19 protein-coding genes are annotated in these 14,168 nt (G+C 65.1%); 10 read left to right on the top strand and 9 right to left on the bottom strand.

Translation table 11 applies throughout. The annotated features are described in order from the left end of the window. Window positions 1-23 precede the first annotated feature (23 nt). A complete protein-coding gene (locus QOU61_RS30860) occupies window positions 24-221 on the bottom strand; it encodes a hypothetical protein (protein WP_289654972.1) in 198 nt (65 codons plus the stop codon). 44 nt (window positions 222-265) lie between these two features. Between QOU61_RS30860 and QOU61_RS30855 the strand changes: the two genes are divergently transcribed. The 3 genes from QOU61_RS30855 to QOU61_RS30850 are packed head-to-tail and all read left to right on the top strand — an operon-like array spanning window position 266 to window position 2,419. Continuing rightward, on the top strand, window positions 266-1,537 hold the full coding sequence (locus QOU61_RS30855; protein ID WP_289654971.1) for a L,D-transpeptidase family protein: 1,272 nt from the start codon (window positions 266-268) through the stop codon (window positions 1,535-1,537). 26 nt (window positions 1,538-1,563) lie between these two features. Next, entirely contained in the window at window positions 1,564-1,998 is a 435-nt protein-coding gene (locus tag QOU61_RS37300) for a hypothetical protein (protein WP_354142486.1), read from the top strand. Next, window positions 1,931-2,419: a DUF4336 domain-containing protein gene (locus tag QOU61_RS30850; protein ID WP_354142485.1), complete on the top strand. Its 489-nt coding sequence runs from the start codon at window positions 1,931-1,933 to the stop codon at window positions 2,417-2,419. Before QOU61_RS37300 ends, QOU61_RS30850 begins: the two co-directional genes overlap by 68 nt. Window positions 2,420-2,598: 179 nt before the next feature. Here QOU61_RS30850 and QOU61_RS30845 read toward each other — a convergent pair whose 3' ends face one another. Together QOU61_RS30845 and QOU61_RS30840 are read right to left on the bottom strand one after the other, a co-directional pair. Continuing rightward, window positions 2,599-3,561, bottom strand: coding sequence for a D-2-hydroxyacid dehydrogenase family protein (locus tag QOU61_RS30845; protein WP_289654970.1), 963 nt, complete (start codon window positions 3,559-3,561; stop codon window positions 2,599-2,601). Window positions 3,562-3,731: 170 nt separating this feature from the next. Next, window positions 3,732-3,908 carry a hypothetical protein gene (locus QOU61_RS30840; RefSeq protein ID WP_289654969.1) on the bottom strand — a complete coding sequence of 59 codons (177 nt, stop codon included), beginning with the start codon at window positions 3,906-3,908 and terminating at the stop codon, window positions 3,732-3,734. Between the two features lie 266 nt (window positions 3,909-4,174). On the opposite strand from QOU61_RS30840, the gene ettA reads away from it, so the two are divergent. The 3 genes from ettA to QOU61_RS30825 all read left to right on the top strand — a co-directional run bounded on the left by ettA (window position 4,175) and on the right by QOU61_RS30825 (window position 7,949). After that, a complete protein-coding gene (gene ettA, locus QOU61_RS30835) occupies window positions 4,175-5,824 on the top strand; it encodes an energy-dependent translational throttle protein EttA (RefSeq protein ID WP_289654968.1) in 1,650 nt (549 codons plus the stop codon). 163 nt (window positions 5,825-5,987) lie between these two features. Next, on the top strand, window positions 5,988-6,572 hold the full coding sequence (locus QOU61_RS30830; protein WP_289654967.1) for a TIGR00645 family protein: 585 nt from the start codon (window positions 5,988-5,990) through the stop codon (window positions 6,570-6,572). Between the two features lie 147 nt (window positions 6,573-6,719). Further along, window positions 6,720-7,949: a lytic murein transglycosylase gene (locus QOU61_RS30825; RefSeq protein ID WP_502876987.1), complete on the top strand. Its 1,230-nt coding sequence runs from the start codon at window positions 6,720-6,722 to the stop codon at window positions 7,947-7,949. A gap of 198 nt (window positions 7,950-8,147) precedes the next feature. Here QOU61_RS30825 and QOU61_RS30820 read toward each other — a convergent pair whose 3' ends face one another. Both QOU61_RS30820 and QOU61_RS30815 read right to left on the bottom strand, forming a co-directional pair. Next, a complete protein-coding gene (locus QOU61_RS30820) occupies window positions 8,148-8,432 on the bottom strand; it encodes a hypothetical protein (RefSeq protein ID WP_289654966.1) in 285 nt (94 codons plus the stop codon). A 230-nt stretch (window positions 8,433-8,662) separates the two neighbouring features. Continuing rightward, window positions 8,663-8,986 (bottom strand): hypothetical protein, encoded by a 324-nt coding sequence (locus tag QOU61_RS30815; RefSeq protein ID WP_289654965.1) that lies wholly within the window; start codon window positions 8,984-8,986, stop codon window positions 8,663-8,665. A gap of 358 nt (window positions 8,987-9,344) precedes the next feature. Here QOU61_RS30815 and QOU61_RS30810 point away from each other — a divergent pair, with 358 nt between their 5' ends. From QOU61_RS30810 to bfr, 3 genes are all read left to right on the top strand, one after another. Next, window positions 9,345-9,560, top strand: a complete 216-nt coding sequence (locus QOU61_RS30810) for a hypothetical protein (RefSeq protein WP_289654964.1) — start codon at window positions 9,345-9,347, stop codon at window positions 9,558-9,560. 109 nt (window positions 9,561-9,669) lie between these two features. Continuing rightward, on the top strand, window positions 9,670-9,927 hold the full coding sequence (locus tag QOU61_RS30805) for a (2Fe-2S)-binding protein (protein ID WP_289654963.1): 258 nt from the start codon (window positions 9,670-9,672) through the stop codon (window positions 9,925-9,927). A 138-nt stretch (window positions 9,928-10,065) separates the two neighbouring features. Further along, window positions 10,066-10,566 (top strand): bacterioferritin, encoded by a 501-nt coding sequence (gene bfr / locus QOU61_RS30800; protein ID WP_289654962.1) that lies wholly within the window; start codon window positions 10,066-10,068, stop codon window positions 10,564-10,566. 216 nt (window positions 10,567-10,782) lie between these two features. Here bfr and QOU61_RS30795 read toward each other — a convergent pair whose 3' ends face one another. From QOU61_RS30795 to QOU61_RS30785, 3 genes are all read right to left on the bottom strand, one after another. Continuing rightward, window positions 10,783-11,388 carry a pyridoxamine 5'-phosphate oxidase family protein gene (locus tag QOU61_RS30795; RefSeq protein WP_289654961.1) on the bottom strand — a complete coding sequence of 202 codons (606 nt, stop codon included), beginning with the start codon at window positions 11,386-11,388 and terminating at the stop codon, window positions 10,783-10,785. Window positions 11,389-11,511: 123 nt separating this feature from the next. Further along, window positions 11,512-12,570, bottom strand: a complete 1,059-nt coding sequence (locus tag QOU61_RS30790; protein WP_289654960.1) for an alpha/beta fold hydrolase — start codon at window positions 12,568-12,570, stop codon at window positions 11,512-11,514. A 107-nt stretch (window positions 12,571-12,677) separates the two neighbouring features. Continuing rightward, a complete protein-coding gene (locus QOU61_RS30785) occupies window positions 12,678-13,076 on the bottom strand; it encodes a nuclear transport factor 2 family protein (RefSeq protein ID WP_289654959.1) in 399 nt (132 codons plus the stop codon). A 132-nt stretch (window positions 13,077-13,208) separates the two neighbouring features. Here QOU61_RS30785 and QOU61_RS30780 point away from each other — a divergent pair, with 132 nt between their 5' ends. Further along, entirely contained in the window at window positions 13,209-13,898 is a 690-nt protein-coding gene (locus QOU61_RS30780; protein WP_289654958.1) for an ArsR/SmtB family transcription factor, read from the top strand. 10 nt (window positions 13,899-13,908) lie between these two features. Here QOU61_RS30780 and QOU61_RS30775 read toward each other — a convergent pair whose 3' ends face one another. Further along, the gene (locus QOU61_RS30775) at window positions 13,909-14,157 is read right to left on the bottom strand and encodes a DUF2188 domain-containing protein (RefSeq protein WP_289654957.1); all 249 of its coding nucleotides are present in this window, start codon (window positions 14,155-14,157) and stop codon (window positions 13,909-13,911) included. Between the last annotated feature and the right edge of the window lie 11 nt (window positions 14,158-14,168).

Here is a 14,168-nt window from a genome sequence, read left to right as displayed (position 1 = left end):
GAAGGTCATCCTCGCGCCGCGAATCAGGCTTGTTTGAGAATATCGCAAGGTTGCAGCTCGCCGGCGTGAAAAATCGGCGCTGCGACATCGCTGCGTTGTCGGGATGTGCTTTTTCTTCGCGCCTGAGGCTTGGCGGCAACGGCGTAACCTACGATCACAAATGGCAAAATCAGGCTCAGCTCAGCCGGATTTGTCTTGAATGCGCCGCGATCTTCGGCCATTCCCGTTTAACGGTCCGATTGGGCCTGGGGTCTATACAAGAGCGATGATGATCAAGAACGTCCTGACGATTTGCGCGGCTGTGGCGGCGGCCGCGGCGGGAACCTCGCTTGCCCACGCCCAGCAAGGCTATCCGGTGCCGCCCGGAGCCTATTCGCCCGCCCCGGGTCCCTATCAGGGGGGCGGCTATCCGAACGACTATCGCCGGCCCGCCGCGCCCGATTTCGATGCGCTCGATGACGACGACGAGCCCCGGAGTTCGGCGGCGTTGCCGCCACCCGGTCCGATCCTGTCGCCCGACGATCCCCGCTATGGCCGCCCCGCTGGCGCACCACCGGTCTATTCCGATCGCGGCGCACCGACCGGGCCGATCCTGTCACCCGATGACCCCCGCTATGGCCGTCCCGCCGGCGCGCCGCCGGTCTATTCCGATCGTGGCGCACCGACTGGTCCGATCCTGTCGCCCGATGATCCCCGCTATGGCCGCCCCGCGGGTCCGCCATCGGTGATCTATGCCGACCGCCCCGGCGGGCCGCCGCAGGGTGGCGACGGGGCTCCGCGTCCGCCGGAAGGCGTCGTCGGCGGAGCAGGCGCTGGCGCCACCGGTGCGGTACAGCCCCTCGTCGGCGCAGACGGCAAGCCGCTGACGATCGCCTCGCTGCCGCCCGAGGAGCAGCCGGACGTCGCGCCCGCGCAGTTGCCGCCGAACCTGCGCCGGCAGGAAGTCGGCTTCGCCACCAAGGAGCCGGCGGGAACCATCATTGTCGATACCCCGAACACCTACCTCTATTACGTGCTCGGCAATGGGCGGGCGATCCGCTATGGCGTCCGCGTCGGCCGCGACGGCTTCACCTGGACCGGCGTGCAGAAGATCACCCGCAAGGCGGAATGGCCCGACTGGCACCCGCCGCCGGAGATGATCGAGCGCCAGCCCTATCTGCCGCGCTTCATGGCGGGCGGCCCGGGCAATCCGCTCGGCGCGCGCGCGATGTATCTCGGTTCGACGGTTTACCGCATCCACGGCACCAACCAGCCGTCCACGATCGGCAAGTTCGTCTCCTCCGGCTGCATCGGCATGCTGAACGAGGATGTCAGCGACCTCTTCGACCGCGTGAAGGTCGGCACCCGCGTGGTGGTGCGGCCGGGCGGTTCGCCCCCGGGCACCGCGACCGCCTCCGCCCAGCCGGCGCCCGGCGCGGGAGCCCCGCCGCCGGTTGCAGCCGCAGCACCTCCGCCGGCGCAGATGTCGAGCGGTCCGCTGCCGGGCACCCAGCCGACCGTGGTGCCGCCGTTGCCCGCGCCGGTCACGGTCCGCTAAGCCGCCGGTCGCAGACATCGAACCACATGAAAGGCACGCGGGAACCGCGTGCCTTTTTGTTTGCGCTGTTGGAGCCAACGCGTCGCAACGGACGACAGGCATCGGCGTTGCCGAATGGCGAGGTGCCGACAATGTTTTCTCAGGCGCGCCTGACCTATCCGCCGCTGAACGCGCTCAAGCAGGTCGCCGAGGGCGTCTGGATCATCGACGGGCCGGTGATCCGGTTCGGCGCGCTCGCCATCCCGTTCTCGACGCGCGCCACCATCATCCGCATCGGCGTCGACCTGTTCGTGCATTCGCCCACGCCGGTCACCAGGCAGCTCGGCGCAGAGGGTCGCCGACATCGGTGTCGTGCGCTGGATCGTCGCGCCAAACCGGTTGCATTACTGGTGGGTGGCGGACTGGCAACGCGCCTACCCGCGCGCGGAAGTTTTTGTCGCGCCGAAGGTCGCCGAGGGTGACCGCCGCGACCGCCTCGACTTCGATTGCCGCCTGCTCGATCGTTCATCAGGCTATCCCTGGGATGGCGCGATTGCGACGCTGCCGGTCGAAAGCCGCTACATGACCGAGGTCGTGTTTTTCCATTATGCTTCGCGCACGCTCGTGCTGACCGACCTGATCGAGAATTTCGAGCCACCGAAGCTGAGCCTGGCGATGCGCTTGCTTACCTTGATCGGCGGCGTTCAGCATCCGCACGGATCGATGCCGCTCGATATGCGGATGACGTTCTTCCGCAGGAGCGAGGCGCTGCGGCAGGCGATCGAGCGCATGATCGATTGGAATCCGCAGCGGATCATCCTGGCGCACGGGCGCTGGTATGAGCGCGATGGTGCGGCCGAACTGAAGCGCGCGTTTCGCTGGGTTCTGGACCGGGATCTTTGATCCTCAGGCCGGTGACCGCTCGGCCGCCGTGGCAAGCCGCCTCGCCAACGTCGCAAGAACGCGCTGCATGAACAGCCGCCAGAACCAGCCGGTGCCGCGCCGGCAATGAAAGGACGCGGACCAGCGCACCAGCGCCGTCGGCCAGCCTGGAAACTTCCCCGGGGACGTATTCGGTTGTGTTACGCGATCCGTCGCGGCGGCTCGCCGCCCTTGAGCCAGGCGTCGATCGCCTCGACCATCTGGGAGTAGTGCGTCCGCAACCCCTCGACGGTGGCGTAGCCGAGATGCGGCGTCAGCACCATGTTGTCGAGCTTGCGGAAGGGGTGGTCTGATGGCAGCGGCTCGACCGAGAACACGTCGACCGCGGCGCCCGCGATTTTCCTCTCGCGAAGCGCTTCAAGCAATGCCTGCTCGTCCACGATCGGTCCGCGCGAGGTGTTGACCAGGAATGCGGTCGGCTTCATGCGCGCGAGATCGGCTTTGCCCACCAGCCCGCGCGAGCGTTCGCTCAGCACGACGTGGATGGTGACGATGTCGGCGGTTGCGAGCAATTCCTCCTTGCTCGCATAACCGACGCCTGCCTCCTTGCAGCGCTCCGGCGTCAGGTTCGGGCTCCAGGCGATCACGTTCATGCCGAAGGCCTGCGCGATCCTGGCAACCTTGCTGCCGAGCTTGCCGAGCCCGATCACGCCGAGCGTCTTGCCCTCGATCTCGACGCCCGCAAAAGTCTGCCATGGCTCGCCCGCATGCATGCGCGCATTCTCGCGGCCGATGCCGCGGGTCAGTTCCAGGATCAGGCCCATGGCCAGGCCTGCCGTGGGGTCGCGGCCATATTGCGTGCCGCACACCACGATCTGCTGTTGCTTCGCCGCTTCCATGTCGATTGCGGCATTGCGCATGCCCGAGGTGAGCAGCAGCTTCAGCTTCGGCAGCGCCGAAAGCAGGCTGCGCGGCAACGGCGTTCGCTCGCGCATCGCGCAGACGATCTCGAAATCATGAAGCGCGCTCGCCGCCGCGGCTTCCGACGCGAAAGGCTGGTTGAAAACCTTGACGTCGACGCGGTCGCTGATCCCAGACCAATCCGCGACCTTGAGCGCGAGGTCAAAATAGTCGTCGAGGATCGCACAGCGCAGCCGCGTCATGAGCAGGGTCCTGGGGTCCGTTGATGGCGAAGAAGACGGCGAGCGCCGTCCCGGGGAGCCGCCATCGTCACCTGCCGCCGCACGACGCGCAAGCGCCTGCACGATCAAAACCGGGCGTGAAGCCCCAGGCCGCGCTCACATTTTCGCAAAAGCGCCTTTTCGCCGCTGGCTCACCCGCCGTGCTTGGCGCGCCAGGCGGGGCCCGGGCCGCGCATATAGTGCAGTTCCGGGCGATAGGGGTGGAAGGCCCTGGCGAAGAACTGCAGCCAGAATGCCTTGAACTCGGCGAAGGGAACGCGGTGGTCGCGGCGGATCGCCGGGGCCGAAAGAGTGCTGCTCGTTGCCATGACGCGGCCTCTGTTCTTGTTCGCGGCACCTGCCGCGGGCGCTTTTTGCGGCGCTGAGAACGAGTTTTGGCCCAATTTGTTAAAAGATAGTTTCAAATGCCGTGATTCGCCGCACACATGGTGTCGATCCCGTATTCATCCGTGGTGAACGGGAAGGAAACGGCTGCCCTGCGCTCGCGCCCGCCGCCGGGTTGCCCTTTGCGGGTCGCGCGGCTACATCAGCCGCAGCAAATTTTCGGTAAATCCACGGCTTTTCAGGGGACGCGATGGCCCGCCAGTTCATCTACTTCATGCAGGGTCTGACCAAGGCCTATCCGACCCGCAAGGTGCTCGACAACATCCATCTGTCGTTCTACCCGGACGCCAAGATCGGCGTGCTCGGCGTCAACGGATCGGGCAAGTCGACCTTGCTCAAGATCATGGCCGGGCTCGACAAGGAGTATAGCGGCGAGGCGTGGGTCGCCGAGGGCGCCCGCGTCGGTTACCTCGAGCAGGAGCCGCACCTCGATCCCAAGCTATCGGTCCGCGACAACGTCATGCTGGGCGTCGCCAAGCAGAAGGCGATCCTCGACCGCTACAACGAGCTTGCGGTCAACTATTCCGACGAGACCGCGGACGAGATGACCAAGCTGCAGGACGAGATCGAGGCGCAGGGCCTGTGGGATCTCGACAGCAAAGTCGACCAGGCGATGGACGCGCTGCGCTGCCCGCCCGACGATGCCGACGTCGCAAAGCTCTCCGGCGGCGAGCGCCGCCGCGTCGCGCTGTGCCGCCTGCTGCTCGACCAGCCCGACCTCTTGCTGCTGGACGAGCCGACCAACCATCTCGACGCCGAGTCGGTGTCATGGCTGGAAGGGCACCTGCGCAACTATCCCGGCGCGATCCTGATCGTCACCCACGACCGCTACTTCCTCGACAACGTCACCGGGTGGATCCTCGAGCTCGACCGCGGCCGCGGCATTCCCTACGAGGGCAATTACTCCTCCTGGCTGGTGCAGAAGCAGAAGCGGCTCGAGCAGGAGGGCCGCGAGGAGGCCGCGCACCAGCGCACGCTGGCGCGCGAGCAGGAGTGGATCGCGGCCTCGCCCAAGGCACGGCAGGCCAAGTCCAAGGCGCGCTATCAGCGCTACGAGGACCTTCTGAAGAAGGCGAGCGAGAAGCAGGTCCAGACCGCGCAGATTACGATCCCAGTCGCCGAGCGGCTCGGCCAGAACGTCGTCGATTTCGAGGGCCTGACCAAGGGTTTTGGCGATCGCCTCCTGATCGACGATCTCACCTTCAAGCTGCCGCCGGGCGGCATCGTCGGCGTGATCGGGCCGAACGGCGCCGGCAAGACCACGCTGTTCCGCATGATCACGGGCCAGGACAAGCCGGACAAGGGTACGATCACGACCGGCGAGTCGGTGCATCTCGGCTATGTCGACCAGTCGCGCGACAGTCTCGACGGCAACAAGACCGTGTGGGAGGAGATTTCCGGCGGCAACGAATTGATCCTGCTCGGAAAGCGCGAGGTCAATTCGCGCGGCTACTGCTCCTCGTTCAACTTCAAGGGCGCCGACCAGCAGAAGAAGGTCGGAGCGTTGTCGGGCGGCGAGCGCAACCGCGTGCATCTGGCCAAGATGCTGCGCTCCGGCGCCAACGTGCTGCTGCTCGACGAACCGACCAACGACCTCGACGTCGACACGCTGCGCGCGCTTGAAGAGGCGCTGGAGGACTTTGCCGGCTGCGCGGTGATCATCAGCCACGACCGCTGGTTCCTCGACCGCATCGCGACCCACATCCTGGCCTTTGAGGACGACAGCCATGTCGAATGGTTCGAGGGCAACTTCCAGGACTACGAGAAGGACAAGATGCGCCGCCTGGGTCAGGACTCCATCATCCCGCACCGGGTGAAGTACAAGAAGCTGACGCGGTAGGCAGGCTGACCTGGTCGATCGCGGGACAACGTGTCGCGCGATCGGCCTTCTCCTCGATTGCAGGATCGTCACCGGCTCGCTGCTGCGGCCAGTTGTCGCTTTTCAATCGAGCGGGATTGCGTAGATAGAGCGTCCCGCATTCGAATCCCGCGAGCTATCCACCATGTCTGCTATTTCCGACGCGCCCGCGCCGCCGAAGGGCCCGTCACTGCGTCCCGTCCCCATGCTGATCTTCGGATCGCGCTGGCTGCAATTGCCGCTCTATGTCGGCCTCATCATCGCCCAGGGCGTCTATGTTGTGCTGTTCATCAAGGAGCTGTGGCACCTGTTCGCCCATTCGTTTGATTTCAGCGAGCAGCAGATCATGTTGGCCGTCCTCGGCCTGATCGATGTCGTGATGATCTCGAACCTCCTGGTGATGGTGATCGTCGGCGGCTACGAGACCTTCGTTTCCCGCCTCAATCTGCGGGGACATCCAGATGAGCCGGAATGGCTCAGCCACGTCAACGCCAGCGTCCTGAAGATCAAGCTGGCGATGGCCATCATCGGCATCTCCTCCATCCACCTGTTGCGGACCTTCATCGAGGCGGGCGCACTGTCGTCAGGGAAGGGGAACTACACTGAAACCGGCGTGATGTGGCAGACGATCATCCACTGCGTCTTCATCCTGTCAGCCATCGGCATCGCCATCGTCGACAAGCTGTCGAATGACTCGATCGAAGGTGCGAAGCAGCAGGCCGCACATTAGCCCCCGGTTCACAAGGAAACGTGGCCATGCTAATCTCATGGGCATGGATGAGGCAGGTCACATCTCTCTCGCACCTTTGCGCCATCTCCGCGGCGGGCGGATCGAGCGGTGCGTCGATCTAGCCGAAGCGTGACCAATGCCATCCAATTGAGCTGTCGCGCGCTCGCATCAGCCCTGCTGTTTCTTGCGTTCGTGCCGTGCGTTCCCGCCCGCGCAGCCGATGCCGCGTTCACGCAATTCATCGCTTCGCTGTGGCCGGAGGCGCAGGCCGCCGGCGTCTCGCGCGCGACCTTCGATCGCGAGACCGCGGGCCTCGAGCCCGACTACAAGCTGCCCGACCTGATCCTGCCCGGCCGGCCCGCGACCGGCGCGCCGTCGCAGGCCGAATTCGTGCAGGTGCCGGCCGACTACATCAGGGAAGCCTCCATCGCGCGGCTCGCATCCGAGGGCCAGCGCCTGATGCAGAAATACCAGACGCCATTGAAGGGGATCGAGGCGCGCTTCGGCGTGCCTGCGACCATCGTGCTCGCGATCTGGGGCCGCGAGACCGACTACGGCCGCTACGCGCTGCCCTATGACGCGGTGCGCGTGCTTGCAACGCAAGCCTATGTCGGTCGCCGCAAGGATCAGTACCGCAACGAGTTCATCCTGGGCCTGAAGATCCTTGGCGAGGGCGCAGTCAGCCGCAAGGACATGCGCGCCTCCTGGGCCGGCGCCACCGGGCTGACGCAGTTTCTGCCATCCGAATACTACAAGCACGGTGTCGATCTCGACGGCGATGGGCGCGTCGACATCTGGCATTCGGTGCCGGATGCGCTTGCTTCCGCCGCGCAACAGCTCGTCAACAAGGGCTGGCAGGGCGGTGTGCAATGGGCCTACGAGGTACGCGCGCCCGCCGATGTCGACTGCACGCTCGGTGTGCCCGAGGTGACGAAGCCGCTTCGCGAGTGGCTGGGCGAGGGTTTTGTGCCGGTGCGCGGGCAAAAGCTCGGCGCGGCCGAGCAGGCGCAGGCCGCATCGCTGTTGCAGCCGGAAGGGATCTACGGCCCGTCATTCCTGACCACGAAGAACTACTTCGTGATCAAGGAATACAATTTCTCCGACCTCTATGTGCTGTTCGTCGGCCATCTCGCCGACCGCATGCTGACCCCGCAGCCGTTCGCGACGCCCTGGTCGGCGTCCACGCAACTGCGCACCGTCGATGTGGAGGCGATGCAGCGCGGGCTGACACGGATCGGCCTCTACAAGGACAAGATCGACGGCAAGGCCGGCATGCTGACCCGCGCAGCACTCGGCGCCTATCAGAAATCCGCGCGCCTTAAGGTCGATTGCTGGCCGAGCGAAGCGGTGCTGCGCTCGATCAACGCCGCGCGCTAAAGCGCGATGAGATCGGGTTGAATCGTCATCGCGCTTCAGGTTCTTGATTGAGCATGATCTCCGCGCAAACGCGTTCCGCGTTTGTCGCGCGGAAAAACCGCTACACACTTTCCGGATCATGCTCTGGAAAATCCGGCGGCAATGAAAAAGCCCGGCCAAACAGGCCGGGCTTTGAATTCGTGCGCGGACGCGCCTGGATCAGTTGCAGACCTGAACGGGGCGCGAGACCCAGTAATAGCCGTCCCAGTAACGCTGACGGGTCCAGTAGCAGTCGGGCGGCGGCGGCGGGGGCCCTTCCACATAGACCGGGCCGCCATAGGCGGGTCGGCTCGAGGCGATCGCGCCACCGACGATGGCGCCGCCGATCAGGCCGGCCGCAAGGCCGGCGGCGACGCCGCGCTGCGCATGCGCCGGCGCGGGTGCCACGGCGAGCGAGCCGGCGATCGTCGCAGCAGCGAGGATGGCGGCAAGGGTGTTCTTCATATTTCGGGCTCTCCTGGACATGGCGCTTCGTGCAGCGCCGGGTGAGGCTGGACGCATGCGGGAATCTTGAATTGGCCGATCGCTCAAGAAAAGCCCAGAACAGTCAATCCAAGGTAAACGCGCCGTGCGTCGTGATCGGGAAAAGCGGTGTTTTTCTGGCCGCAAACGCAATGCGCCCCGAAAAACACAGGTTTTCGGAGCGCATCACAGATTTAATGATGATGAACGCGTTAGCCGCAGACGCGGATGTTGCGCACCCGCCAGCCGTAGCCATCCCAGAAGCGCTGGCGCTGCCAGTAGCAGCCATACGGCTCGTCCGCGACATAGGCCGGGCTGTAGCCGTAGGGCCGGTAGTAGCCCGGGCCGTAACCGTAGCCGGGTCCATAGTAATAGGGGTTCTGCGATGCGATGGCGCCGCCGATGATGGCGCCGCCGATCAGGCCGGCGGCGATGCCCGCGCCGACGCCGCGCTGCGCATGGGCGGGCGCGGGAGCGGCGACCGCGGAAACGGCCAGCGTCGCCGCGGCAGCCAGCGCCATCAGGGTTTTCTTCATGGCAGTCCCTTTCCTAAGCAGGGCCACACAAGGCCGCAAATTCCGATGATGCAAGGACAGCGGAATAGATTTCTGTCCCGGGCAAAGTTCCATATTTCGCTTGAACGATCAATGAACGCACCCGCCACATTGGCGACCAAATTGGGCGGCCGGGGCGGCGGCCGGGCAGGGAAACGGCCGTTCCGGCCGCTTTTTGGAGGTACCATCATGAGCGTCGCGACGGCTGTCGGGCTTGCGGTCAGCGGGGCTGCGATTGCCTATCTCCTGCTGGCGCCACGGCGCGAGGCGAGGCGCCGGCGGCGCGGATCATCCTCCGACAATGGCAGTGACAGCGGCGGCGGCTACGCCGGAGGCGGCGATGGGCTATTCGGCTGGTTCGGTGGCGGCCACGGCTCGTCCGATCATGGCGGTGGCGGAACCGATGGCGCCGGGGGAGGGGGCGGTTCCGGCGGCGATGGCGGCGGTGACGGCGGCGGTGGTGATGGCGGAGGCGGCGGCGATTGAGGCTCGCGGCGGGCGTCAAACGGCAGCGATTTTGATCCTGCGCAATGTCGGTTTTTTAGAGCGGTTCTAGTTTTTTGGCGCCAATTTGGAATTACTTGAAACAGCAGTTTTTCCTTTTGCATCGGCTGAGAGTCTTCAATATCGATTTTCTCGCATCACCGAAGGGCCCCGCGTTTTTCATGATCGTCTGTTCCTGCAACGTCCTCAGCGACCACGATGTGCGCAGTGCCGTGAACTCGGCCGATGCCCTTCCCCGCAACCCCAAGCAGCTCTACGGATGCCTTGGTTGCAGTGCCGAATGCGGCCGCTGCGCGCGCACCATCAAGACCATCATCGATGAGGCACTCGGGCCCTGCGCCAAGACCTGCATGGCTGGCTGCCCGCACAACCACGCGGAAGCGGACGAGCCCGGCGAATTCGCACTGGCGGCCTGCTGATACCTTCGATCTTGCAATCTTGCGACCTCAAGCCGCGCCGCGCTGCCCGCGGGCTTGCTCTCACCCTCACAGTGATTTAGAAGCGTTCTAAACGACGTTTCCGGCCGTTTTCGGCCTCAAGCACCCGCGGAGTACACAATGCAGGGCGACCCGAAAGTCATCGAGTATCTCAACAAGGGCCTGCGTCACGAACTCACCGCGATCAACCAATACTGGCTCCATTTTCGCCTGCTGAATAATTGGGGCCTGATCGACATGGCGAAGGTCTGGCGCAAGGAATCCATCGAGGAGATGGAGCACGCCGACAAGTTCACCGACCGCATCCTGTTCCTCGACGGATTCCCCAACATGCAGGTGCTCGATCCCTTGCGGATCGGCCAGAACGTCAAGGAAATCATCGAATGCGACCTTGCCGCTGAGCACAGCGCCCGCGCGCTCTACCAGGAGGCTGCAACCTACTGCCACAGCGTCAAGGACTACGTGTCGCGCGACCTGTTCGAGAAGCTGATGAGCGACGAGGAGCATCACATCGACTTCCTCGAGACCCAGCTCGACCTGATCCAGCGCATCGGGCTCGAGCTCTACACCCAGAAGCATATCGGCGGGCTCGAGAGCGACTTTTCCAAGGAAGGCGGCTGAGGCGGATCGTCTCCTGTGTCGTCCCCGCCTTGTGCGCAATTGCGCACTGGAGCGGGGACCCACAGCCAGGGCCTGCGGTTACATCAAGCTATCGTCCCGACGTTTCCAAAAACTGACGCCTGTGGTTATGGGTCCCGGCTCGCGCTGTCGCTTGGCCGGGACGACGAACGAGAGTTACTCGGTCCCCTCGCAACGGCGCGTTCGATCCATGGTGCGCTAAAGCTGCGTCTTGTAGCGCGCTTCGACTGCCGCCTGGCTTTCCGGCTCGCCCAGCGTTGTCTGATCGTGGATCACTTCGCTGATGCTCGGGAATGCCTTGCGCTCCAGGCGCGTCTCGGGCGACCACAGCTTCGAGCGCATCAGCGCCTTGCCGCAATGGAAATAGGCTTCGGTCACCGCGACGCGCAGCACCGCGCGCGGCGGTTTGCCGAACTCCACCATCGAGGCCAGCACCTCCGGATCGGCCGTGACCACTCCCTTGCCGCCGACGCGCAGCGTCTCGTCGATCCCGGGCACGAAGAAGATCAACTGCACGAAGCCCGAGCCCTCGACGATGTTCCTGAAGCTGTCGATGCGGTTGTTGCCGGCGCGGTCCGGCATCAGGAGCTCGTGGGGGCCAGCGACATGGACGAAGCCGGGATTGCCGCCGCGCGGCGAGGCGTCGACGCTGCCGTCGGTGGCTGATGTCGCAAGCACGCAGAACGGCGACATCGCGATGAAGTTCTTCGCGTGCCGGTCGAGCTCCGGGCGTGCCTTGGCGATGACGCGGGGCGTCGGTTTCGGATAGATCGCGGCAAGGTCGGCGGCGGCAAGATCGGTCACGGTTCAACCTCCTGAAGCGGTTCCGGGCTCTCGCAAGCTTATCCTCCAATCAGGCGCGCGTAAGCCGGTTTGTCGCATGAATCCGCTGCAATTTTGCAAAGTCGCACACGTTCGCCGGCGGGCTTACATCGTGCGCTGCGGCGCGGTCTGCAGCAGCTCGCGCAGCGGCGCGATGTAGAATTTCGCGTTGCCCGTGGTGAGGTGGCCGCGTGTCTCGGTGCTGGCGGGGATGAGGTAAAGCTTGCCGTCCCGGATGCGCTTGACTGCGGCGGCCGTCACGCCGGTCTCTGGCGGATTTCGCTCGTCGTCGGCCGCGTTGATCGCAAGCGTCTTCGCCTCGATCTTCTCCAGCGCGGCGGACGGATTGTAGTCGTGCGAGGCTTCCCATTGATAGATGAAGTCGTTGGCGTCAGCGACGGGTGCCGCGAGCAGCTCGTCGACCATCGCGTCGGCCTTGGCCGCCGTCGGCGCCAGCGTCTGGTAGCCGAGCGTGCCGCCGGCGCTCGCGATCCGGTAGGCCGCGATCGCATATTTCATCATCCGCGGCGGGGCGGTGTAGTTGCCGCCGGCATAGTCGGGATCGTTGCGGATGGTCTCGATCATCATCCGCCGCAGCATCCAGTTGCGCGCCGCCATCTCGGTCGGTTGCGAGGCCATCGGCACCAGCGCATCCATCATTCCCGGGTAGCGCGTGCCCCAGATCCAGGCATGCATGCCGCCCATCGAATTGCCGAGCACCAGCCGCAAATGCCTGATGCCGAGGCCCTCGGTGACCAGCCGGTATTGCGCGTCGACCATGTCGTTGTAGTCGTACTTCGGAAACGCGGTCTTCGTCCCGTCGGAGGGCTTTGAGGACTGGCCGTGGCCGATGCCATCAGGGATGACGATGTAATATTTCGCTGCGTCGAGCGCCTGGCCGGGCCCGAACAATTCGCCGGCGAAGGTCGGAGTCAGCATGGAGGCGGCCGAGCCGCCGGAGCCATGCAGCACCAGGACCGGCTGGCCCGAGGGTTCGCCGATCGTGGTGTAGTGCAGCCGCAGCGCCGCGATGGTCTCGCCGGTGTGGAACTTGAAATCCTTCGCGATCCATTCGCCCTGCTTCGGCGCAGGATAGTCCGCCGCCATCGCCGTCACCGACATCATCATCAGGGCGGCCGACAGCGCCGCGCAACGATGTTTCATCACGATTCTCCCCTGCGTGCGACCGCGATCCGGCCGCTTGGTTGGCGAGGCTGCCATGCCGGCAGCACAGGCCACCAGCAAAACCCGCCACAGGGGCGAAAATTCCGTCATGCGCTCCTTCTTAGTACATTCAACGCATACCAGCCCCAATAGACGCGGTGGCGCCGGATCAGCCCGTCCTCGATCTCCATGACCTCGACCAGTTCCATCTGGTCGCCTTCCGGAGTCGTGCGTGGATATTTGATCAGGCGGCCGTCGGTGAAGAAGCCCTTGCGGAAGCGCTTGCGCTGCGGCGGATTGGTCGCAAACACCCGCGCGATAAACTTGCGCAGCGCGTCCTTGCCCTGCACGACACCTTGCGCGGTCTTCATGAGATGGCAGACCAGCGGACTCTCGATCGAGGCGTCGTCCGCATAGAGCGAGAGCGACGCTTCAAGGTCCTTGTTGCCGAGCGCCTGGTCCCACAGCTGGTAGATTCGTTCGGCGTCGCGTGTCTCAGCCGCCATGTCCGGTTCCTTTCTGCATGTCGAAAACACCGCGCAGACTGGCCGGAAAGGACTGGACAATGTTTCATCGAATTCTGAAATGAAGAAGCAGCAAGGCGGGCCAGGCTGGATGACGTTCGGCGGAGGTTCGAGGTGAGGCAGCGCGCGGTGCAGTCGGGCTTTTCCCAGATCACGGAAGCCTTGAGCGATCCGGCGCGCGAGGCGATCGTCACCGCGCTGTCCCATGGTCGGGCGATGCCCGCGGGTGAACTGGCTGATGCCGCCGGCATCTCGCCGCAAAGCGCGAGCGCGCATCTGCAGAAGCTTGTCGATGCCGGGGTGCTGTCGGTGTGGCCGCAGGGCCGCTTCCGCTACTACCGGATCAGCGACGACGACGTCGCCTCCCTGATCGAGAGCCTGGTCGATCTCGCGGCGAAGGCCGGGAAAGTCGAGCGCAGGCTGGCCCGGCTGCCCGGGCCGTTCCGCCAGTCGCGCAACTGCTATCGCCATCTTGCGGGCCAGCTTGGCGTGGTGCTCTGCAACGCCCTGGTTCGCCGTCAACTGGTCGCGCTCTACGGCCGGAGCGGCCGCATCACGGACAAGGGCCTTGCGTGGTGCCGCGACGAAGGGATTGCCTTCGAGCCGGTGCGCGAGCCGCATCTGCGGCTTTGCAACGACTGGACCGAGCGCGTGCCGCATCTCGCCGGCGCGTTTCCGAGTGCGATCCTGGACCGGCTGCTTGCAACGCGCTGCGTCGCGCCGTCGGACATTCCGCGGGCGCTACGCCTGACGCCGAAGGGCCGCGGCTTCTTCAGCCGGCTCGGCGCCGACGTGCCGTTCTGACACGTTTTGCTTACGCGCCGGCGTCCTCGACATCGGTTTCAGGCCGGTCGCTGCCCGAGGCCGTCTCGGTGTGCCACTTGCCATCAGAGGTCTCGTACTGGATCGCCTCGGTCCGCCCGGGCACGCGCTGCTCGGTGGCGGCGCGGCGCGCAGCCGCAAGCGCCGCAGCGTGGGTCGCGAAGGTCTCCGAGAAAACGCCATTGACCGTGTAGGCCCATCCGCCATCGTGCTGGACGATCTTGTAGGTGACGTGGATCATGCGGAACTCGC

It is taken from the genome of Bradyrhizobium sp. NP1 (genome assembly GCF_030378205.1).
GTDB lineage: Bacteria > Pseudomonadota > Alphaproteobacteria > Rhizobiales > Xanthobacteraceae > Bradyrhizobium.
Note: the sequence above shows the minus strand (reverse complement) of the source record. Positions and strands in the feature narration are given on the sequence as shown.

What these genes read in the sequence shown, in the direction of transcription:
- QOU61_RS30860 (WP_289654972.1), bottom strand. Translation starts at nt 221, where the DNA reads ATGGCCGAAGATCGCGGCGCATTCAAGACAAATCCGGCTGAGCTGAGC.
- QOU61_RS30855 (WP_289654971.1), top strand. Translation starts at nt 266, where the DNA reads ATGATGATCAAGAACGTCCTGACGATTTGCGCGGCTGTGGCGGCGGCC.
- QOU61_RS37300 (WP_354142486.1), top strand. Translation starts at nt 1,564, where the DNA reads ATGAAAGGCACGCGGGAACCGCGTGCCTTTTTGTTTGCGCTGTTGGAG.
- QOU61_RS30845 (WP_289654970.1), bottom strand. Translation starts at nt 3,561, where the DNA reads ATGACGCGGCTGCGCTGTGCGATCCTCGACGACTATTTTGACCTCGCG.
- QOU61_RS30840 (WP_289654969.1), bottom strand. Translation starts at nt 3,908, where the DNA reads ATGGCAACGAGCAGCACTCTTTCGGCCCCGGCGATCCGCCGCGACCAC.
- ettA (WP_289654968.1), top strand. Translation starts at nt 4,175, where the DNA reads ATGGCCCGCCAGTTCATCTACTTCATGCAGGGTCTGACCAAGGCCTAT.
- QOU61_RS30830 (WP_289654967.1), top strand. Translation starts at nt 5,988, where the DNA reads ATGTCTGCTATTTCCGACGCGCCCGCGCCGCCGAAGGGCCCGTCACTG.
- QOU61_RS30820 (WP_289654966.1), bottom strand. Translation starts at nt 8,432, where the DNA reads ATGAAGAACACCCTTGCCGCCATCCTCGCTGCTGCGACGATCGCCGGC.
- QOU61_RS30815 (WP_289654965.1), bottom strand. Translation starts at nt 8,986, where the DNA reads ATGAAGAAAACCCTGATGGCGCTGGCTGCCGCGGCGACGCTGGCCGTT.
- QOU61_RS30810 (WP_289654964.1), top strand. Translation starts at nt 9,345, where the DNA reads ATGGGCTATTCGGCTGGTTCGGTGGCGGCCACGGCTCGTCCGATCATG.
- QOU61_RS30805 (WP_289654963.1), top strand. Translation starts at nt 9,670, where the DNA reads ATGATCGTCTGTTCCTGCAACGTCCTCAGCGACCACGATGTGCGCAGT.
- bfr (WP_289654962.1), top strand. Translation starts at nt 10,066, where the DNA reads ATGCAGGGCGACCCGAAAGTCATCGAGTATCTCAACAAGGGCCTGCGT.
- QOU61_RS30790 (WP_289654960.1), bottom strand. Translation starts at nt 12,570, where the DNA reads ATGAAACATCGTTGCGCGGCGCTGTCGGCCGCCCTGATGATGATGTCG.
- QOU61_RS30785 (WP_289654959.1), bottom strand. Translation starts at nt 13,076, where the DNA reads ATGGCGGCTGAGACACGCGACGCCGAACGAATCTACCAGCTGTGGGAC.
- QOU61_RS30775 (WP_289654957.1), bottom strand. Translation starts at nt 14,157, where the DNA reads ATGATCCACGTCACCTACAAGATCGTCCAGCACGATGGCGGATGGGCC.